This is a genomic window from Novosphingobium sp. NPDC080210 (assembly GCF_050281025.1).
In the GTDB taxonomy this organism is placed as follows: Bacteria; Pseudomonadota; Alphaproteobacteria; order Sphingomonadales; family Sphingomonadaceae; genus Novosphingobium.
Genome location: NZ_JBNNWL010000007.1, coordinates 72,778 through 92,346 on the forward strand (window position 1 = coordinate 72,778; position 19,569 = coordinate 92,346).

Sequence of the window (19,569 nt, forward strand, 5' to 3'; positions counted from 1 at the left end):
AACCCCAGGGCTACGGTCATTACCGCCTCTACCGGAGAGGCGAGAGTGTCTCCTGAATCAGGACGTATGTAACCATGACGAACGTTAAGTCGTATAAGGAGCATAAGGTGCCCCAGTCAAAAATGACCTAGGGTCGCGCCTGAACTTTTTCTCCCACAGCGGTTCTCTCGGTTTCCATCAGTGTCCCGTTGCCCTCGGGCATTTGGCTTTTCCGTCTCAGCACCATCGTTCGGCACAGCTGGACGAGAGACGGAGACCCACACGTGAAACGCCCCAATCCGCTGCCACCCTGCGAAATGACTCCGGCCCAGCGTCGGAGCGAGCTGTGCGCTATCCTCGGGCTTGGCCTCGCCCGCCTGCACCTTCGGAATGTCGGCCAACTATCTGAAGAAGATGGAGACTTTCCGCTACACTTCGCGCTTGAACAGAGCGGTAGTGCACCTCCAACTCAATGGAGCAACGCACAATGAAACCCGATCCCGTCCTTGCCCGCCTGGCCGCCATGAAGGCGGCTCCGGTCGCCGAGCTGAAGAAGCAGTGGCGCGAGCTGTTCAGCGAGGAACCGCCGGCCTTCAACCGGCGATACCTCGAAAGCCGACTGGCCTACCGCATCCAGGAGCTGGCCTACGGCGGTCTCAAGCAGGAAACAGTCAGGCGCCTGCAACAGATGGGCGAACAGCTCGACGGCGGCAACATTACCACCCGCCGCGTTCGGGCTGACCTGAAGCCGATCGTCGGGACCCGCCTGATCCGGGAGTGGCAGGGGGTCGAGCACACCGTGACCGTCACCCAGGACGGTTTCGAATGGCAGGGACGCCCCTACCAGTCACTGTCAGCAATCGCCCGCGCCATAACCGGGTCGCGCTGGAATGGCTGGATATTCTTCGGCCTTAAGGATCATCGGAGGGCAGCATGAACAAACCGGTCGTCCGCAAGCTGCGCTGCGCGGTCTACACGCGTAAATCATCGGAAGAAGGGCTGGAGCAGGAGTTCAACTCGCTGCATGCCCAGCGCGAGGCCTGTGAGGCCTACATCACCAGCCAGCGTGCCGAAGGGTGGGTGCTGGTCCGCGACCAGTATGACGACGGCGGTATTTCCGGCGGCACCCTTGATCGTCCGGGATTGAAGCGCTTGCTTTCCGATATCGAGGACGGGCTGATCGACGTGGTGGTGGTCTACAAGATCGACCGCCTCTCGCGATCCCTGATGGACTTTGCCAAGCTGGTCGAGGTGTTCGACCGGAACGACGTGACATTCGTCTCGGTGACGCAGGCGTTCAATACGACGACCAGCATGGGCCGGCTGACCCTCAACGTCCTGCTGTCCTTTGCCCAGTTCGAGCGCGAAGTGACCGCCGAACGCATCCGCGACAAGTTCGCCGCCAGTCGCGCCAAGGGCATCTGGATGGGCGGTGTCCCCCCACTGGGCTATGATGTTCAGGCACGAAAGCTGGTGGTGAATGAACCGGCGGCCGCCAATGTCCGCTACATTTTCCAGAGGTTCCGCGATGTCGGCTCGGCCACACTTCTGCTGCGGGAATTGAGGGGGCGAGGCATCACGACCCGGCAAGGGAAGACGATTACCAAGGGCTACCTGTATCGCCTGCTCGCCAACAAGGCTTACATCGGGGAGGCCGTCCACAAGGGCAACAGCTATCCCGGTGAGCATGAAGCGATCATTGATCAGGAACTCTGGGATGCAGTGCGCGCCATCACGAAGGAAAGCCCTCGGACCCGGGCAAACCGTGCGCGCGCCAATACGCCTGCCTTGCTGAAGGGACTGCTCTGGGGTTCGGATGGCGGGGCGTTTTCACCGACCCACTCCTGCAAGAACGGCAAGCTCTACCGCTACTATGTCAGCCAGACGCTGCTCCGCCATGGAGCAGGTTCCACCGCGGTGGGGCGCGTGCCTGCCGCCGAAATCGAGGGCGCGGTCGTCAACCAGCTGCGGGCCGTGTTCCGGCAACCGGAAATCATCATCGGCGCATGGAAGGAGGCCGTCAAACACGCGCCCGCAATGACCGAAGCTCAAGCGCGGGAGGCCCTGATCAATCTGGACCCGATGTGGGATGACCTGTTCCCGGCCGAGCAGGCCCGGATCGTGCAGCTACTGATCGACCGGGTCATCGTTGGCAGCGCCGGTCTCGAGCTGAAGCTGCGGGTGGACGGGCTCGATGCGCTGGCCCGCGAACTGCAGGTGCCGGAACTGGAGGAGGCAGCGTGAACAAGGTCGTGACAATTCCCGAGACACTGTCGATCCACATTCCGTTCCAGATCACCAAGCGCGGGGGCCGCAAGGAGATGGTTCTGCCAGCCGGTGCCCAGCTTCAGCGCCCGCGCACTGACAACACCGTGGTCAAGGCGCTGGCGCGAGCTTTTCGCTGGAAACGCCTGCTGGAAACCGGGGCCTACACCTCGGTGTCTGACCTCGCGGAGAAGGAAAAGATCGGCCTGAGCTATCTAACCCGGGTCCTGCGCATGACGCTGCTGGCCCCTGACATCGTCGATGCCATTCTTGACGGCCGGCAGGGGGACGGGATTGATCTTGCCACGCTGGCCGCGCCTTTCCCCAACGAGTGGGGCGCGCAGCGGCGACATTTTGGCCTCGACGCCTGATAGGGGGCCTCTCCGTGAAAACCGCGGATGCTTTTTGCTGACGGCAGCGACCTTGGCTTGCTATCGCGGGCGCCATGACCAATGGCCACCTTCGCAGTGGCCGGCTTATACACATCCTGTGAGCGGCTGATCCAGCCTGACTTGCTTGATACAAGGGTCTCCAGCTATGGAGCGCGCAATCACAAGGACCCGGTGAGACCCCGGGTGGCTATCCCGGCCGCCGATCCGCCGGGCAACATCATGCACGACTGTTATACGGGTGCCAGCGCGCACCGCGTGCCTTGTTGCGGAACAATAATGACCAATTCCAGTTTCCTTTCTCCCAGCCGGTGGCTGGGTGACGCACCACAAATCCGCCGTGATGTACTCGCCGGCATCGTGGTTGCACTTGCGCTCATTCCTGAAGCGATCGGCTTTTCGATCATCGCCGGGGTCGATCCCCGGGTCGGCCTCTACGCGTCCGTTGCCATCGCCATGGTCATTGCCTTTACCGGTGGCCGATCGGGCATGATCTCTGCGGCGACGGCCGCGGTTGCCGTTCTGGTCGGGCCGCTGGTGCGCGAACACGGGGTTGAATATCTGTTCGCTGCGACGCTCCTGATGGGGGTGTTCCAGATCGTTGCCGGTCTGGTTCGCCTCGATCTGCTCATGCAGTTCGTGTCTCGCTCAGTCATCACCGGCTTCGTCAATGCACTGGCGATCCTGATCTTCATGGCGCAACTGCCGCAGCTGACGGGTGTGGGCTGGGAAACCTATGCCATGGTCGCCGGTGGCCTGGGGATCATCTACCTGTTTCCGCGCCTGACCACGGCCGTGCCATCGCCGCTGGTGGCGATCCTGGTGCTGAGCGCCCTCAGCATCTGGCTTAACCTGCCGGTGAACACGGTGGGCGACATGGGCAAGCTGCCGGACGGCTTACCATTCTTCGCCCTGCCGCAGGTGCCACTCACGCTCGAAACACTGCAAATCATTGCGCCTTACTCGCTGACGATGGCAGCGGTCGGCCTTCTCGAATCCCTGCTGACCGCACAGATTGTCGATGACATGACGGACACTGAAAGCGACAAGCGCCGCGAATGCGCCGGCCAGGGCGGTGCGAACATCGTGGCAGGCCTGTTCGGCGGCATGGGCGGTTGCGCGATGATAGGTCAGTCAGTGATCAACGTCACGTCCGGCGGCCGAGGCCGGTTGTCCACTTTCGTGGCGGGCGCCTTCCTGCTCTTCCTGCTCGCGGTGCTCGGCCCCTGGGTTGGCCGCATCCCTATGCCTGCGCTGGTCGCGGTGATGATCATGGTTTCGATCGGCACCTTCAGCTGGAACTCGATCCCCAACCTGCGCCGCCATCCGCCCACGTCCTCCATCGTGATGGTGGCAACTGTGGTGGTGGTCGTTGTCACGCACGATCTTTCGCTCGGGGTGCTGACCGGCGTTCTGCTCTCGGGCATCTTCTTCGCCGGCAAGGTCCGCCGCATGTTCTCGGTGGAACGCACCTCTGACGGGGACACAGGTATGGTCCTCTACAAGGTTCGCGGAGAGATCTTCTTCGCCTCTGTCGATCGGTTCACTCGCGCCTTCCAGGCCGAGGATGGCCGGCCGGTAACCATCGATGTGTCACGCGCGCACTTCTGGGATATCTCCGGGGTCGGAGCCCTCGACAAGATCATTGCCCGCCTACGCCGCGACGGCTCTGAAGTGAACGTGATCGGCTATAACGAAGCCAGTGCCGATATCGTTGACCGCTTTGCCATGCACGACAAGACGGGCTTTGAGCTCGGAGCAGTGCCGCACTGAGTTCCGGAAGAGTACTCAAACCTGCCTCGGCAAGATTGGGGTCATTGACGAATCAGCCGCAGTTCGTTCTATTTATGTTCCATTCATTCAGGAATATGAAACGTGCTGCGCTTCGTCGATCATCCCACCCCTTTGGAACTGCCGCTGTTCACCTCCACGGTGCCGGCCGGCTTCCCGAGCCCAGCGGATGACCACATTGAGGGCAAGCTCGATCTAAACGAGCATCTGGTGCGGCGGCCGGCCGCAACCTTCTTTGTGCGCGCGGCCGGGGAATCCATGCGTGGCGCCGGGATTTTCGATGGCGATCTGCTCGTCATCGACCGGGGAATCACCCCGCAGCCCGACGATATAGTCATTGCCGTTGTGCACGGTGAACTGACCGTCAAACGGCTCCAGAGAGTCAACGGAGCGTGGCAACTGGCGGCAGAGAACCCGAATTTCCCGACCTTGCGCATCCGCGATGATGGCTGTGAAATCTGGGGCGTCGTCACCCACAGCATACGGCGTCACTGTGGCCGCTGATGCCCACCTTCGCACTGGTCGACTGCAATAACTTCTATGCATCCTGTGAGCGGCTGTTTCAGCCGGACCTGCGGGACCGACCAGTCGTGGTCTTGTCCAACAACGATGGCTGCGTGATCGCCCGCTCCAATGAGGCCAAGGCGCTGGGCATCCCGATGGGCGCGCCGCTGTTCAAGATCCGCAATCTGGTCGACGAGCATGGCGTCATCGTCCGTTCCTCGAACTACGCGCTCTATGGGGACATCTCGGAGCGCGTGATGAGCGTGCTGGGCTCGCAGGCGCCGGCCCATGAGATCTACAGCATCGACGAATGCTTCCTCGACCTCGACCGGATGGCGGTGGCCGATCTCACTGACTGGTGTCGGAACCTGAGGCGCCGCACACACCAGTGGACCGGGATTCCGGTATCGATCGGCGTCGGGCCAACCAAGACCCTGGCCAAAGTTGCCAATCGGCTCGCGAAGAAATCAGCCAAGGCAGGCGGCGTCCTTGATCTCAGCCATCACCCGCAATGGACGGAGGCGGCACTGCGGAAGACCACCGTGGGTGATGTCTGGGGGATTGGGCGGCGCTGGAGCGCGATGCTGGAAGAGCGAGACATTTTCACGGCGCATGACCTCGCTTGCGCCCAGGACGGATGGGTGCGGCAGCGTATGGGTATCGTCGGCCTCAGAACAGTTCATGAGCTGCGAGGGATTGCCTGTCACGCGCTCGAGGACCAGCCAGCGCCGCGCCAGACGACATGCTGCTCCCGAACCTTCGGGGAAGCGATCCGCGACAAGCGTCAGGTTCACGATGCCGTGATGAGTTTTGCCGAACGGGTAGCCGAAAAGGTTCGGCATGCCGGACAGGTGGCGGGTGCAGTCCAATTGTTCATCCGGACCGACCCATTCGACCAGAACGCCGCGCAGAAGTCAGTGTCGGGTTCCGCTACATTCCAGCGCCCTACCAACGACACCCGCGTCATCACCGATGCCGTCCTGCGGATCTTCGACCGCATCTGGCGCGATGGGTATGGCTGGCGGAAGGCCGGAGTTTTGCTTCTCGACCTCGGTGATCCTGCCTCGGTGCCTGCGTCGCTGTTTGACGTGATTGAGCGGCCTGACGGACTGATGGCGGCGCTGGACGAGATCAACTCCCGTTTCGGTCGCGGCAAGGCTCGACTGGGGCTGGCCCACAAGGGCGGCGAATGGCGAATGCGGCAAGAAAACCTGTCACCCAGCTTTACGACTCGGTGGGGGGATATTCCTGCCGCCAAGATGGGGTAAGAGTGCTCCATGGACGCTGCTGATCCTGACCTGCCTGATGCTGCTGTCGAACACATCAGCCAGATGCTGACGCTGGCCAAGAGCAAGCATCAAGAGGCGATCGCCAAGCTCGGCACGCCTGATCCGAGCGCAGTTCCCCGACTGCGGGAGGTGCTTCGGTTGCTTGAGGAAGTCGAGCTGCTGGCCGACGATGCCTCGACTTACGTCGAGACCGACGTGATGAAAGCGGCCCTCACGGATCTGCACTTTCAGCAGGCCAGCGTTCAGATGGCGATTGCCCAGCTTGAACAGTTGAAGGTGCGGTCGCCCTGGGCAACGCCCTGGCCGTGGATCACGATCATGGCTCTCGCGTTGATAATCGCCCAAGCTTTGCGGTGATGCAGCGGTTGGAACCGGGACGGTTTTTGAGGTGAATCTCGGTTCTGACCCCAAAATGGATCGCCAAAATATCCACATAGTTTCAATGCGATAAAGCTCTACACTGAAACCGGTGTAGTCGAGAGCTTTGGAGAATATCGGCCGAGAGAGAGCATGGCAGAGGCATATCCGGCTGAACCCGGTGGAGAGCCCTTGGCCTATAACCCTTGAAACACACGGGATTTTTAGAGCCCAACCTAAGGAATAGAACGATTCCAATAGGTTGAATGGCGGAGACGGAGGGATTCGAACCCTCGGTACCGGATTTACCAGTACGACGGTTTAGCAAACCGTTGGTTTCAGCCACTCACCCACGTCTCCGGATCGCAGCGGCGAAGCGCGGCCTATAGCGAGGGGTTTGCGGGGCGGCAAGGGGGGAAGGATCAAGTTTATTCGGGTTTTCTCCTGATTGTGCATCGCTCGATTAATCGCATAACGGACTCGGTCTGCCGCCCGTTCATTGCTGGTCAAGCGGCGATGGATTCTTTAGCCAGTGCAAAAGTGAAAGGACTGTCGCGATGATCCAGGGCATCACCCGCCATATAAAGGTTGCCCTTTTCTCCGTGCTGAGCGCGGCTGCGCTGGCCGGTTCGGCGGCCGCTCCGGCCCAGGTGCAGGAGGTTGATCCGGACCGCGCGATCGACGGGGACATTTCCGGTCCGCAAGCGGCGCCCAGTCCGTCGCCGGTCGCTGCGGCAACTCCGGCCCCGGCTCAGGCGGCGCAAACGGCTGAAGGCGCGGCTACGCCGGGCGCAGAAGCCGTTTCGGCACCTGCTACGACCAGCAAGACGTACCAGAAGGACGAACTGGTCGGCGCGGCGGAAGGCGTGTTCGGCAAGGGCGCGGCCGGGCTGGCCGGCATGATCGAGGATCTGCTGCGCAAGCAGGGTGAGCCGAATGGCTATATCGTCGGACGCGAAGGCGGCGGGGCGCTGATCCTGGGCCTGCGCTATGGTTCCGGCACCTTGCACCACAAGATCGAGGGCACGCGCCCGATCTACTGGACCGGCCCATCGGTGGGGCTGGACCTGGGCGCCAATGCAGCCAACACCTTCGTGCTGGTCTACAACCTGTATGACACCGAGGAGATTTTCCATCGCTATGCGGCGGGCGAGGGGCAGGCCTACCTGGTTGGCGGCTTCAACATTTCGTACCTGCGCCGCAATGACGTGGTGCTGATCCCGGTACGGATGGGCGTGGGGCTGCGGCTCGGCCTCAATGCCGGTTACATGAAGTTTTCCAAGAAGCAGAAGATCTCGCCGTTCTAGTCGGCCCGTGATCCCCGCCGCCGGGTTCAGCCCCAGGGGCTGCCCGGCGCGCCCTTGGGCGGAGCGGCGAATTCCTCGCGCCCGCCGGGGGCAAAGCCGTGCATGCCCAGCCACCATTGCAGGGCGATCGTCGCGCCCTTGGCCGGTTGCAGGAAAGCGACCAGCATGATCGCGGCCAGCACCATCGAAATGCCGATCATCGCCGTCATCGAAAGCTCGCTGGTGCCAATGGCGATGAAGGCCGGGGCCAGGATGTGTCCGGTCAGGAAGATCGAGATATAGGGCGGAAAATCGTCTGCCCGGTGCTGCGTCCAGTCCTGATGGCACGACGGGCAAGTGGCCACCGGCTTCAGGAAGCGGGCGAACAGCTTCGCCTTGCCGCAGCGCGGGCATTCGCCCTTGATCCCGCGCCAAGCGGCGGCGGACAGCGTTGCGGGCAGGTCGGGACGGGTCAGGGGGGCTAGCATGGTGCCCCACTTGGGCCGTCGCTGCCTCTGGTTCAAGTCCTGATCTGCTCGGCTGGTCGAAAGCGGCGGCGTGCGGCGCGGGCGCAGCGCTGCCGGACAAGAGCCATTTCCGCAGCTGCGGGTGCGATTCTTCCCTTGCCCCGGCGCGGGCCACGGGTCTAAGGGCCGCCCCATTATGCTCAGCAACCTTGAACAACAGCCCGCCGATGCGCTGCTCGCGCTGATCAAGCTTTACGCCGCCGATTCGCGCGGCGACAAGATCGACCTGGGGGTCGGCGTCTATCGTACCGACGATGGCGGCACTCCCGTGTTCGGCGCGATCAAGGCGGCAGAGAAAAAGCTGCTCGAAACGCAGGATTCCAAGGCTTACCTCGGCCCGGAAGGCGACATGGGCTTTGTCCACGCGCTGATGCCCTTCATCTTCGGCAAGCAGGACCCCAGCAAGGGCGGCCGGATTGACGGGATGCAGGCCCCCGGCGGCACCGGCGCGGTGCGCCTGGCCGTGGCCCTGGCCAAGAAGGCGGGCGTGAAGCGGGTGTGGATGGGCACGCCTAGCTGGCCCAACCACGCGCAGATCCTGGCCGACCTGGGCCTGGAGCTGAAGACGTTCGTCCATGCCAACAAAGCCGGTCTGGCCGACATGGATTCGTTGCGCACGGCGCTGACCCTGGCGGAACCCGGCGATGCGGTGCTGCTGCACGGCTGCTGCCACAACCCGACCGGGATCGACTATACCCCGGCGCAGTGGGACGAGATTGCCCCGCTGCTGGCCGAAAAGAAGATCCTGCCGCTGCTCGACCTGGCCTACCAGGGCCTGGGCGAAGGCATGGAAGAAGACGCCTATGGCGTGCGCCGCGTCCTGGCCGAAGTGCCCGAAGCACTGATCGCCTATTCCTGCGACAAGAACTTCGGTCTCTACCGCGACCGCGTGGGTGCGCTCTACGTGATGGCGCAAGACGCCGACACGCTGGGCCGGGCGCTGTCCAACGGTCACTCCCTGGCCCGCGCAGCCTGGTCGATGCCGCCCGATCACGGCGGGGCGGCGGTTCGCCTGATCCTGGAAGATGCCGACCTGACCGCGATGTGGCTGGCCGAACTGGACACCATGCGCACCCGCATGCGCCAGGTTCGCGCCCGTCTGGCCCAGGCTGGACAGGCTGGTGCCGTGGATCTGAAGCCGCTGGGTAGCCAGAATGGCCTGTTCTCGATCCTCCCGCTCAATGCGGACCAGATCCTGGCGCTGCGCAACGACTGCGGGATCTACATGGCCGGATCGGGCCGGATCAACGTGGCCGGACTGACCATGGGCAATATCGACAAGTTCATTGCCGACGTGGCCAAGGTCAGCGGCTGATTCAGGCCTGAATGAAGCGGGCAATCGCCGGGGCGTCTGGTCTGGACGCCCTGCGTTGCCGCGTCGCTGCGCTCCTCGCAATGATGAGGGGGTGGTTCATAACCCCGCTCAGGCTGAGCCTGTCGAAGCCTGGATTGGTTCACGCAGAGACGCGGAGCAGAAAGGGAGGCGCGGAGGTTCAGGCCCTGGCGCCGCTCTCTCCTTTTCGGGTGCTTTTACCGCCCGGAAAGAATGGAAAGCGGCAGAGCCGCAAGCGCAACCCCTTCGCGCCTTTCCTTTCTTCTCTGCGCCTTTGCGTGAACCAATCCGACTTGGCCTATAGGCGCAGCGCCGCGTGGAATGCGCCTATCGCGCCGCCCCTCGCAATGACGGGTTTCGCGCCGGGGCCGCAGAGGGCGCAGAGGCGATTTCTCTGCGGCCTCTGCGCTCTCTGCGCGACCCAATCAAATTCCGGTTCCCGCTGCAAAGAGCCTTCGACAAGCTCAGGCGGAGCGAAACAGATGTTCACCCACCCCGCTCAGGCTGAGCCTGTCGAAGCCGGTTTGGCAAAACACCCTTCGACAAGCTCAGGGTGAGCGGTGTGTTGGGGCGGGGCGCTATTGGTACGGTAGGATTAACCGCGCAGGCTTTGCAGCCGCTGGAGGTAGCGGGCCAGCACGTCGATCTCCAGGTTCACAGCATCGCCTTCGCGCAGCGCGCCTAGCGTGGTGACGTCCGCCGTGTGCGGGATCAGGTTGAGGTGGAAATCGCACGAGCCATCGGCGTGATCGTCCAGCGCATTGACGGTCAGCGACACGCCATCGACGGTGACCGAACCCTTGGTGGCGATATAGGGGGCGATCTCCGCCGGGGCGGTGATCTTCACGTGCAGCGAACCGCCGATCTCTTCGCGGCTGGCGACGCGGCCCACGGCATCGACATGGCCGGTGACGATATGGCCGCCCAGTTCGTCGCCCAGCTTCAGCGCCTGTTCCAGGTTCAGCTTGCGCCCGGCGGTCCATTGCCCCGGCGCGGTGCGGCTGATCGTTTCGCCGGAAATATCCACGGCGAACCAGGCATCGCCTGCCGCGCCGCCGCGCTCCACCACGGTCAGGCAGACGCCCGAACAGGCAATCGAAGCGCCGATGGCCATGTGCGCCGGATCATAGGGGCATTCAATAATCGCACGCAGATCGCCCTGATCGCGGGTTTCGCGGATGGTGCCGATGGCAGTGATGATCCCGGTGAACATGGCCTGGTCTTTCAATCGCTGATTTGCGCCCGCTCGTAGACTTGCAACGTATCCTTGCCAAGCTGGCGCGTATCGATGAGCTGCCATTCCGGCTTTCCCAAAAGGGCTGTGCCAGTCAGCTCCGGCAGGGCCGCGCCACCGCCGCCCACCTCGCGCGGGGCCCGGTAGAGAAGCAGGCGGTCGACCAGACCGGCGGCAAGGAAAGCGCGCGCCGTCTCGGCCCCGCCTTCGACCATCAGGTGCTGCGCCCCTTCGATCTGCGTAATGTCCTGCGGTGCGGCAAGGCGGTTCCAGCCGGACGGGGCCGCCCCGCTGGAGAGGAGCCAGCGCTGCGGGCTGCGATCCTCGATCCCCGGCAGGCGCACGTCGAGCCGGGGGGCGTCTGCCTGCCATGTGCCGCGCCCGACCAGGATCGCATCCATCCGGGCGCGCATGGCGTGGACATGGGCGCGGGCCACCTCCCCGGTCAGCCATTGTCCTTCGCCTGGTGGCGGCGCGAGATAGCCGTCTGCGGACAGGGCCAGCTTCAAGGTGACGTGCGGGCGGCCCAGCCGCTGGCGGACCAGATAGCCGGCCAGGCTCTGCGCGCATTCCGCATTGTCGGCCTCGACCACTTCAATGCCCGCCGCGCGCAGTTTTGCGGCTCCGGCTCCGGCCGTGCGGGGGTCGGGATCGTGGCAGCCGATGACCACGCGGGCGACGCCGCTCTCCGCGACCAGCCCGGCGCAGTCCGGGCCGCGCGTGGAGGCATGGGCGCAAGGCTCCAGCGTGACGTAAAGGGTGGCGCCGCGAGCCTGCTCCCCCGCAGCGGCCAGGGCAACGGCCTCGGCATGAGGGCGACCGCCCGGCTGTGTCCAGCCGCGTGCGATAACCTTACCCTGTTTGACCAGGATCGCGCCGACCGAGGGGTTGGGACGGCTTAGCGGAATGCCGCGCGTGGCCAGCCGCGCCGCCGCGCCCAGCCACAAGGCATCCAGGCGCGAATCGGCGTCACTCGGCAACCGGCTTGGCCTCTTCTGCCTGCTTGTTGAGGATGGCATCGGCCTTGGCCTTTTGCGCGGCCTTTTCGCGGGCGCGTTCCGCCTCGGCCTCGCGCTTGATCTTGTCCACGTCCATGCCCGAGGCCTTGCCCAGGGTCGCCCACAATTCGCGGCCTTCCTTTTCGTAGGCTTCGATCGCGGCTTCGCGGGCGTCCTTTTCCTTCTGGTTGGCGGCGATGAAGGCCCTGGTTTCCTCGTCCGTCCGGTCCAGCGGCCAGGACTTGATATAGGTCACCTTGGGCAAGGGGCGGGGCTGTTTCCAGCTTTCCGCCGCCATGATCGAAAAGATGCCGAAGGTGATCGAGGCCGCGACCAGGGCGACCGGCCAGCGTTTTGGCCCGGCATCGCGGAACACGGCGCGGAAATCGGCGATGGCGCCGGTGGGGTTGATCTTCTGCCAATAGGACATGGCGGCAAGATAGGGGCGCTGGGCCGGTTTCGCCAGCGTTCAGTTGTAATCCACGGTGATCGGAATGCGCCCGCGATAGTTTCCGCCGCGTCCATCCCTGACCACCAGCCTGGCGCCAAAGGTAAATTCCAGCTCTCCATTGGCATCCAGCGTGGGGCGATGCGGCAGGTTGGTGGTGAAATCGACCAGTTCGGCGCTCGCCCCGTCCGGCGTGGTCATCGGCACGCGGGCGGGCAGGTCGATGCGGACCTGGCGCAAGGGAATGCCGGTCACCTTGCCGCGTCCGGTTACCGGCGCCCCGCCCAGGCTGATCAGGTCGCCCTGGGTGGTCTTGCCGCCGGTCTGGGCATCGACTTCGGCGCTTCCGCCGCTGCGGCTGAGCAGGGCGAGCCGCGCAAAGCTGAGGCCGGTCCAGATTTCCAGAGTCAGCGGCCGCTCGCCCGGTTGCCCCTCGGAATAGCACAGCCGGCACGCCTCTTGCGCCTGTGCGGGCAGGGCCGCAAGCAGCAGGGCACCAAGGCCAAGGGCAAGGCTTCGCTTCATGGCAAAACCTTGACTTATGTTGGTTAAATCGAGGTTACAGCGCGCGGGCCGCGCTACAGGACCGTGTAGAGCGAGCGTCCGTTGCGCTTCAGCCAGCGGTTCGCCGCGCTGATGTCCGCTTCGTAGATCGCGTCCAGGAAGGCATGGAATTCCGGGCTGTGGTCGAAATGGACCAGATGCGCCACTTCATGCGCCACGACCGAGCGGCGGACGAAATCAGGCGCCATGATCAGCCGCCAGTTGATCCGGATCGTGCCGTCATGCGCGCACGATCCCCAGCGCCGCCGCGCGCGGCTGAGCATCAGGCGCGGCACCGGCTGGGCGGCCTCGGCGCAGTAATGGGCCAGGTCTTCGGTCAGCAGGCGGCGCGCCTCACCCTCCAGCCAGCGGGTCAGGCGCGGCTCCAGCGATTCGGCGGGGCCGCCGACGTGGAGCAGGTCGTCCTCCAGCCGGATGCGGCGTGAGGCAGCGGGATCGTGACGGATCGTGCGCGGCTGGCCCAGATAGGACAGGGCCGCCCCGTCACTCAGGCAGACCGGCTGCGGCACGGCGGCCAGCTGTCCCGCCAGCCAGCCCGCGCGCTTGCGGGCAAAGTCCAGCGCTTCCACGCTGCGCGCCCAGCGCGGCAGGGTGATGCGCACTTCGCTGCCATCCGGCGCAAGGCGCATCGTCATCCGCTTCGCCTGGGCGGTGCGGCGCAGCACGACCGGCAGCAGCCGGCCGGCCACTTCGACCTGCGGTTCGTCCTGGCCTTTCTTCAGCCAGTCAATCATCAGCAAATTCCATGCCGGGCGGAAGAATGACATGCTGCTCCAACGGTCCGGCCAGGGCTTCGGGTATCGCCTTCCCGCGAACCGAGGCTCCGGCGCGGTGAACCGCTTCGGCATCGCCGCAGACCAGATAGTGCCAATCGGGCAGAGGCAAGTCCTCGGCCCGCAGGCGATAGGCGCAGGTATCCGGCAACCAGGGCAGAGTGGCGGCGAGATGCGGGGTCAGGCGGACGCAGTCCGGCACCTGGGCCTTGCGGTTGCGATAGTCGCTGCACCTTGCCGAAGGGATGTCGAGCAGGCGGCAGGCGACATTGGTGTGATAGATGTCGCCGGTGTCCTCATCCTCGGCCTTGTGCAGGCAGCATTGCCCGCAGCCATCGCACAAGGCTTCCCATTCGGGCTTGGTCAGGCCCTGGATCGGCAGTTCCCAGAAACGGTCGCGCAGCCTGGTCACTTGACCAGCGCGGCAAGGTCCGCAGCAACGGTTTCGGCGTTCTTGTCGACCGGCAGGGCGGCGATCGGTTCGCCGTTCTTGCCCATCAGATAGGCCATGCGGCTGTGGTCCATCAGGTAGCCGCCCGAGGTATCGGCACCGCGCTGGGCCACCGCCTTGAACGCCTTGACCGCGACGTCGACTTCGGCCTGGGTGCCGGTCAGCCCCAGCAGGCGGGGCGAGAAGGCGGCGGTATATTCCCCCATCCGGGCCGGCGTATCGCGGGCCGGGTCGATGGAGATGAAGATCGGCTGGACCTGCGCCGCTTCCTGCGGATGGTCCTTGGCAAAGCGGGTGAAGCCCTGGATCAGCACCGACAGGTCCGTCGGGCAGGCATCGGGGCAGAAGGTATAGCCGAAGTAGACGATCCGGTACTTGCCCTTGAAATCGTCCCAGCTGACGCGCTTGCCGTCCTTGTCCGTCAGCGTGAACGGCCCGCCGATGGCCGCGCCGTCCAGCAGAGCGCCGGTCACTTGCGGTTCTTGCGCCGCCTGCGGCGAGCAGGCGGAAAAGGAGAGGGCAAAAGCGGAAAGGGCGAGTGCGAAAATCGGCTTGGTCATGGCGTGCCGGTTCATGCTCTGCTAAACGACGCCGCGCAAGGAGCGATTGGCGGCGCGCGGGCGATTCCGTGCTGCCCCACGCAACAGGAGGCCGTTCACGTGTTCAAGTCTGCCAAGCTGCCGCTTGCTTTGGCCTGTCTCGCCCCGCTTGCCGCGGTGGCAGTTTTTCCCGCCCCGGCTGCGGCGCAGTTTTCGGAAAGCTACAAGTTCCTTGAGGCGGTGAAGAAAAAGGAAGGCCAGGAGGTCACCGACATGCTGGCCGAGGGCAGCCCGAACCTGATCAACACGCGCGACATTACCAGCGGTGAAAGCGCGCTTCACCTGGTAACCCAGCGCCGCGACCTGACCTGGATGCAGTTCCTGATCGCCAAGGGCGCGAACGTGAACATCCGCGATGCCAAGGGCGTGACGCCGCTCGTCCTGGCCTGCAACCTCAACTTCGTGGAGGGCGCGGAGCTGCTGGTCGAACGCGGTGCGCGGGTCGACGAAAGCAACAATTCGGGTGAAACCCCGCTAATCACGGCGGTGCACAACCGCAACGTGCCGATGATGCGGGTCCTGTTGAAGGCCGGCGCCAATCCGGACCGTGCCGACAATTCGGGACGCACCGCGCGCGATTATGCGCGGCTGGCCGGGAACCCGGCCTTGCTCAACGCGATTGAAAGCGATGCCAGGCCCGCTACTAAGCCGGGGCAGGGGCCGCAGTCCTTCGGACCGAAATTCTGACCATGACCGAACCCGCCAACCTGGAAGACCTGCGGATCACTCTGGCCCCCGCCATTGCCGACGCGGCCGCCTTTGACGGCTGGACCGCGACTGCCGTGCGCGATGCGGCGATGATCAAGGGCGTGCATCCCGACGCGGCCGCCTTCGCCTTTTCCGGCGGGGCGATGGACATGGTCGAGGCCTGGGTCCACGCGATCGACCGCGCGATGCAGGCGGCCCTGCCTGCCGAAAAGCTGGCCACGCTGAAAATCCGTGAACGGATCCGCACCCTGGTGCAGTTCCGGCTGGATGCGATTGCCGGTCAGAAAGAGGCGCTGCGCCGCGCCCTTTCGATCATGGCCATGCCCCAGAACGCTGGCCGCGCTGTGAAGTTAGGCTGGAGCAGCGCCGATGCGATGTGGCGGCTGGCCGGCGATACGGCGGCAGACTACAACCACTACACCAAGCGCCTGACGCTGGGTTCGATCTATGCCGCAACGCTGGCGGTCTATGTCAACGACAAGAGCGAAGACCACGCCGAAACGCGCGCCTTCCTGGACCGCCGGATCGAAGGCATCATGAAGTTCGAAAAAGCCAAAGCCCGAGTCCTGCGCCCGCGCGAGGAACACTTCAGCCCCGCCCGCTTCCTGGGCCGCCTGCGCTATCCGGCGCGGTAGGGGGCGAAACCCGGCTTCGACAGGCTCAGCCTGAGCGGGTGGGCGGTATCCTGTTCGCGTGTTCCCGGGCGCTGTGTTTCGCGCACTATCCATATGGTTCGCGCAGAGGACGCAGAGAATATCCACCTCTGCGTCCTCTGCGCTCTCTGCGCGAAATCATCCATCCGTTCGTCCTGAGGAGGCGGTGAAGCCGCAGGCTGAAGCGCCGTCTCGAAGGACCGCGTTCTAGGCCGTGGTTTCACAAGCTCTGAATGATTCACGCAAAGGCGCAAAGAAGAAGGAGGCGCGAAGGGGTTGCGCTTGCGGCCATGTTGCGCGCCGTTTCAGCCAGGGCAAACGCAGCGTTGCAGTTGCTCGCCTGCGGCGTCCAAGCCTTTGCGCCTTTGCGTGAATCCTTCTGGCTAACCCGGCTTCGACAAGCTCAGCCTGAGCGGGGTTGGACTAAGCTTATCCTATGACCGCTCACGCTGAGCTTGTCGAAGCGTGCCCGCCCCCAATCCCACCGCCAGACATCTTTGACCTTGATCAAAATTATTGCGAATGACTTGCAACAAGCCGCGCTCTGTGGCAGCGCGCGTTTGGCATGACACTTGATCTCCTTCCCCAAGGCGTAAGGGCCCGGATTACGGGCGTAGACTGGTCGCGGCTGGTGCCTGAAGAGGCGCAGCGCTTGCAGGCGCTGGGGGTGGATGAAGGCGCGACGGTCAGCGTGGCGCATCGGGGTGTGTTCTCGGGCAAGGACCCGATTGCCCTGTCGATCGGGCGTATGACCGTGGCCCTGCGCCGTGCCCATGCCCAGGCGATTGAGGTGCAGTGGCTGTGACCATGCGCACCGCCGCCCTGGTGGGCAATCCCAACGCCGGCAAAAGCGCGCTGTTCAATGCCTTGACCGGCGCGCGGCAGAAGATCGCGAACTATCCGGGCGTGACCGTGGAGCGCAAGGCGGGCCGCCTGGTCCTGCCTACGGGTGAGGCGATTGAGCTGACCGACCTGCCCGGCTCCTACGGCCTTCACGCCACCAGCCCGGACGAGGAAGTGACGCGCCGGGTCATCCTGGGGGAACTGCCGGGAGAGCCCGCGCCGCAAGTGCTGGTCGTGGTGCTCGATGCCTCGAACCTGGAACAGCACCTCGTCTTTGCCCAGGAAGTGATCGCGCTGGGCCGCCCGACCGTGGTCGCGCTCAACATGATCGACCTGGCGGAGCGGGACGGGCTGGTGATCGAACCGGCGGCCTTGCAGGAGGCGCTGGGCGTTCCGGTGATCCCCACAGTGGCCGTGCGGCGCCGAGGCCTTAACGAACTCGCCGCCGCGATTGCCGAAGCGGAAAAGCGCAAGGCGGAGCATCACCGCCCGCACACCACGCTGACCGAACGGCGCGTGACCGCCCATGCCATTGCCGAGGCGGCCATCGTTTCGGAAACCAGTCGCCACCGCCTCCACGCCAAGCTGGACCGCCTGTTCCTGCACCCCTGGGCCGGGCCGCTGATCCTGTTCGCGCTGCTGTTCGTGGTATTCCAGGCGGTGTTTTCCTGGGCCACCCCTTTTGCCGACGCGCTGGAAGCCGCAATCGGCTGGGTGACGGAGCAGGTCCGTGCGGCCATGCCGGAAGGTCTGGCGCGCGACCTGATTACCGACGGCATCCTCTCCGGAGTCGGCTCGGTCGTCGTGTTCCTACCGCAGATCGTGATCCTGTTCTTCTTCATCCTGGCGATGGAAGCATCGGGATACATGGCCCGCGCAGCCTTTCTGATGGACCGCCTGATGGCCCATGTCGGGCTTTCCGGGCGCAGCTTCATTCCGCTGCTGTCCAGCTTTGCCTGCGCCATTCCGGGGATCATGGCGACGCGCAGCATCACCGATCCCAAGGACCGGCTGACGACGATCCTGATCGCGCCGCTGATGACTTGTTCGGCGCGCCTGCCGGTCTATGCCGTAATCATCGCCGCCTTCATTCCCAACCGTTCGGTGCTGGGGCCGGTAGGCTTGCAGGGGCTGGTCCTGCTGGGGCTTTACGTTTTCGGAATCATCGCGGCGATGATTGTTGCGCTGGTGCTGCGCCGGTCGGTGACCAAGGGCGCGGCGAGCGGCTTCATCATGGAACTGCCCAAGTACCAGATGCCGCGCCTGAAGGACCTGATGATCGGCCTGTTCCAGCGCGCCTGGATCTTCCTGCGCCGCGCCGGGACGATCATTTTCACCGTTACCGTGGTGCTGTGGCTGCTGCTCAATTTCCCGCGCGCCGGGGAAGGGCAGAACCAGGTCGATGCCTCGATCGCGGGCCGTATCGCCAATGGCCTGGCCGTGGTGGTGGAGCCAATCGGCTTCAACCGCGACATTGCCCTGTCGCTGATCCCCGCCATGGCCGCGCGTGAAGTGGCGGTCAGCTCGCTCGCTACGTCTTATGCCGTCGGCGCGGCGGACGAGGAGGCGCAAGCGATGCAACTGGGCGAGCGGCTGAAGGCCGACTGGTCATTGGCCACGGCCCTGGCCTTCCTCGCCTGGTTCGTCTTCGCCCCCCAGTGCATGAGCACCATCGCCGTCACCCGGCGCGAGACGAACGGCTGGAAATGGCCGGGCTTCATGCTCGCCTACCTGTTCGGCCTGGCCTATCTGTTTGCGGGCCTTACCTATTGGATGGCGGTCTGGTTCGGGTTGGGCTGAATCGAGATTATCACGCAAAGCCGCAAAGGCGCTAAGATGTAGTGGTTGTCGCAGGCCTTGTTCGTTCTTTTCCGCGTTTACTCATTGGCTGACGAATCTCCCGGCCTTGCCGGATGCACAGCCTCTTTGCGTCTTCGCGGCTTTGCGTGAGTCAAACCATTGGGATAAGCTGCGTGCCCCGATTGGCACCGCGCATGGCAAGCGGCTAGTCGGAAGCGCGAAATTCAAAAGGACACGATTCGATGGCAGGCAGCGTCAACAAGGTCATTCTCATTGGCAATCTGGGCGCCGATCCCGAAGTGAAGTCGTTCCAGAACGGTGGCCGGATCGCCAACCTGCGCATCGCCACCAGCGAGCAGTGGAAGGACAAGAACACCGGCGAGCGCAAGGAGCGGACCGAGTGGCACAGCGTCGTGCTCAATTCGGACGGCCTGGTCGGCGTGGCCGAACGCTATCTGCGCAAGGGCAGCAAGGTCTACATCGAAGGCCAGCTGCGCACCCGCAAGTGGCAGGACCAGTCAGGCAATGACCGCTACACCACCGAGATTTCGGTCGGCGGCATGGGCGGGGTGCTGACCATGCTCGACGGCGCACCGGGCGGCGGCGGCGGCCAGGGCGGCGGTGGCGGCAACTTCGGCGGCGGCCAGCGCTCGGGCGGCGGCGGAGACTTCGGCGGTGGCCAACGTTCCGGGGGCAGCAGCTTCGGCGGCGGCCAGAGCGCAGGCGGCTATGCCGACGACCTGGACGACGACATCCCGTTCTGATCGTTCTGTTTTCC

General features: G+C 64.4%; 22 protein-coding genes, 1 tRNA gene and 1 other annotated feature. Of the genes, 14 read left to right on the forward strand and 9 right to left on the reverse strand.

Features of this window, described 5'->3' with window-relative positions:
* The first annotated feature begins 466 nt into the window (after positions 1–466).
* The 7 genes from ACQKOE_RS15240 (at position 467) to ACQKOE_RS15270 (ending at position 6,574) form a co-directional block, all read left to right on the forward strand.
* Positions 467–916 carry a DUF2924 domain-containing protein gene (locus ACQKOE_RS15240; protein WP_094472994.1) on the forward strand — a complete coding sequence of 150 codons (450 nt, stop codon included), beginning with the start codon at positions 467–469 and terminating at the stop codon, positions 914–916.
* Positions 913–2,223 (forward strand): recombinase family protein, encoded by a 1,311-nt coding sequence (locus ACQKOE_RS15245; RefSeq protein WP_427513568.1) that lies wholly within the window; start codon positions 913–915, stop codon positions 2,221–2,223. Before ACQKOE_RS15240 ends, ACQKOE_RS15245 begins: the two co-directional genes overlap by 4 nt.
* On the forward strand, positions 2,220–2,615 hold the full coding sequence (locus ACQKOE_RS15250; RefSeq protein WP_427513569.1) for a hypothetical protein: 396 nt from the start codon (positions 2,220–2,222) through the stop codon (positions 2,613–2,615). The genes ACQKOE_RS15245 and ACQKOE_RS15250 overlap by 4 nt, the downstream gene beginning before the upstream one ends.
* 182 nt (positions 2,616–2,797) lie before the next feature.
* Positions 2,798–2,853: a sequence feature (sul1 is cis-regulatory element that is thought to sense ions involved in sulfur or methionine metabolism; They are found in Alphaproteobacteria), on the forward strand.
* A gap of 59 nt (positions 2,854–2,912) precedes the next feature.
* Positions 2,913–4,406: a SulP family inorganic anion transporter gene (locus tag ACQKOE_RS15255; RefSeq protein WP_427513591.1), complete on the forward strand. Its 1,494-nt coding sequence runs from the start codon at positions 2,913–2,915 to the stop codon at positions 4,404–4,406.
* 102 nt (positions 4,407–4,508) lie between these two features.
* Positions 4,509–4,928, forward strand: coding sequence for a LexA family protein (locus ACQKOE_RS15260; protein ID WP_427513570.1), 420 nt, complete (start codon positions 4,509–4,511; stop codon positions 4,926–4,928).
* Positions 4,928–6,196 (forward strand): Y-family DNA polymerase, encoded by a 1,269-nt coding sequence (locus ACQKOE_RS15265; RefSeq protein WP_427513571.1) that lies wholly within the window; start codon positions 4,928–4,930, stop codon positions 6,194–6,196. The genes ACQKOE_RS15260 and ACQKOE_RS15265 overlap by 1 nt, the downstream gene beginning before the upstream one ends.
* Before the next feature lie 9 nt (positions 6,197–6,205).
* Positions 6,206–6,574: a hypothetical protein gene (locus ACQKOE_RS15270; protein ID WP_427513572.1), complete on the forward strand. Its 369-nt coding sequence runs from the start codon at positions 6,206–6,208 to the stop codon at positions 6,572–6,574.
* A gap of 267 nt (positions 6,575–6,841) precedes the next feature.
* Here ACQKOE_RS15270 and ACQKOE_RS15275 read toward each other — a convergent pair.
* A tRNA-Ser gene (locus tag ACQKOE_RS15275) sits at positions 6,842–6,934 on the reverse strand.
* Positions 6,935–7,131: 197 nt separating this feature from the next.
* Between ACQKOE_RS15275 and ACQKOE_RS15280 the strand changes: the two genes are divergently transcribed.
* A complete protein-coding gene (locus ACQKOE_RS15280; protein ID WP_427513573.1) occupies positions 7,132–7,881 on the forward strand; it encodes a DUF1134 domain-containing protein in 750 nt (249 codons plus the stop codon).
* Positions 7,882–7,907: 26 nt separating this feature from the next.
* On the opposite strand, the gene ACQKOE_RS15285 is transcribed toward ACQKOE_RS15280, so the two are convergent.
* Complete coding sequence (locus ACQKOE_RS15285) at positions 7,908–8,348, reverse strand: DUF983 domain-containing protein (RefSeq protein ID WP_374591477.1); 441 nt, start codon at positions 8,346–8,348, stop codon at positions 7,908–7,910.
* Between the two features lie 175 nt (positions 8,349–8,523).
* Here ACQKOE_RS15285 and ACQKOE_RS15290 point away from each other — a divergent pair, with 175 nt between their 5' ends.
* Complete coding sequence (locus ACQKOE_RS15290) at positions 8,524–9,702, forward strand: aromatic amino acid transaminase (RefSeq protein WP_427513574.1); 1,179 nt, start codon at positions 8,524–8,526, stop codon at positions 9,700–9,702.
* A gap of 613 nt (positions 9,703–10,315) precedes the next feature.
* Here ACQKOE_RS15290 and ACQKOE_RS15295 read toward each other — a convergent pair.
* From ACQKOE_RS15295 to ACQKOE_RS15325, 7 genes are read right to left on the reverse strand one after another with little or no spacing between them, the layout of a single operon-like run.
* Entirely contained in the window at positions 10,316–10,933 is a 618-nt protein-coding gene (locus ACQKOE_RS15295; RefSeq protein ID WP_427513592.1) for a riboflavin synthase, read from the reverse strand.
* 11 nt (positions 10,934–10,944) lie between these two features.
* The gene (gene ribD / locus ACQKOE_RS15300; protein ID WP_427513575.1) at positions 10,945–11,934 is read right to left on the reverse strand and encodes a bifunctional diaminohydroxyphosphoribosylaminopyrimidine deaminase/5-amino-6-(5-phosphoribosylamino)uracil reductase RibD; all 990 of its coding nucleotides are present in this window, start codon (positions 11,932–11,934) and stop codon (positions 10,945–10,947) included.
* Positions 11,924–12,382: a hypothetical protein gene (locus ACQKOE_RS15305; protein ID WP_427513576.1), complete on the reverse strand. Its 459-nt coding sequence runs from the start codon at positions 12,380–12,382 to the stop codon at positions 11,924–11,926. Before ACQKOE_RS15305 ends, ribD begins: the two co-directional genes overlap by 11 nt.
* A 39-nt stretch (positions 12,383–12,421) precedes the next feature.
* Positions 12,422–12,925, reverse strand: a complete 504-nt coding sequence (locus ACQKOE_RS15310) for a DUF4402 domain-containing protein (protein ID WP_427513577.1) — start codon at positions 12,923–12,925, stop codon at positions 12,422–12,424.
* Between the two features lie 53 nt (positions 12,926–12,978).
* Positions 12,979–13,698: a M48 family metallopeptidase gene (locus tag ACQKOE_RS15315; protein WP_427513578.1), complete on the reverse strand. Its 720-nt coding sequence runs from the start codon at positions 13,696–13,698 to the stop codon at positions 12,979–12,981.
* Positions 13,691–14,149: a YcgN family cysteine cluster protein gene (locus tag ACQKOE_RS15320; protein ID WP_427513579.1), complete on the reverse strand. Its 459-nt coding sequence runs from the start codon at positions 14,147–14,149 to the stop codon at positions 13,691–13,693. Before ACQKOE_RS15320 ends, ACQKOE_RS15315 begins: the two co-directional genes overlap by 8 nt.
* Positions 14,146–14,748, reverse strand: a complete 603-nt coding sequence (locus tag ACQKOE_RS15325) for an SCO family protein (RefSeq protein ID WP_427513580.1) — start codon at positions 14,746–14,748, stop codon at positions 14,146–14,148. Before ACQKOE_RS15325 ends, ACQKOE_RS15320 begins: the two co-directional genes overlap by 4 nt.
* 99 nt (positions 14,749–14,847) lie before the next feature.
* Between ACQKOE_RS15325 and ACQKOE_RS15330 the strand changes: the two genes are divergently transcribed.
* From ACQKOE_RS15330 to ssb, 5 genes are all read left to right on the forward strand, one after another.
* Positions 14,848–15,474, forward strand: a complete 627-nt coding sequence (locus ACQKOE_RS15330) for an ankyrin repeat domain-containing protein (RefSeq protein ID WP_427513581.1) — start codon at positions 14,848–14,850, stop codon at positions 15,472–15,474.
* 2 nt (positions 15,475–15,476) lie between these two features.
* A complete protein-coding gene (locus ACQKOE_RS15335) occupies positions 15,477–16,130 on the forward strand; it encodes a COQ9 family protein (RefSeq protein ID WP_427513582.1) in 654 nt (217 codons plus the stop codon).
* A gap of 583 nt (positions 16,131–16,713) precedes the next feature.
* The gene (locus ACQKOE_RS15340; protein WP_427513583.1) at positions 16,714–16,953 is read left to right on the forward strand and encodes a FeoA family protein; all 240 of its coding nucleotides are present in this window, start codon (positions 16,714–16,716) and stop codon (positions 16,951–16,953) included.
* Between the two features lie 2 nt (positions 16,954–16,955).
* Entirely contained in the window at positions 16,956–18,791 is a 1,836-nt protein-coding gene (gene feoB, locus ACQKOE_RS15345) for a ferrous iron transporter B (protein ID WP_427513593.1), read from the forward strand.
* 242 nt (positions 18,792–19,033) lie between these two features.
* Positions 19,034–19,555, forward strand: a complete 522-nt coding sequence (gene ssb, locus ACQKOE_RS15350; RefSeq protein ID WP_427513584.1) for a single-stranded DNA-binding protein — start codon at positions 19,034–19,036, stop codon at positions 19,553–19,555.
* Positions 19,556–19,569 lie beyond the last annotated feature (14 nt).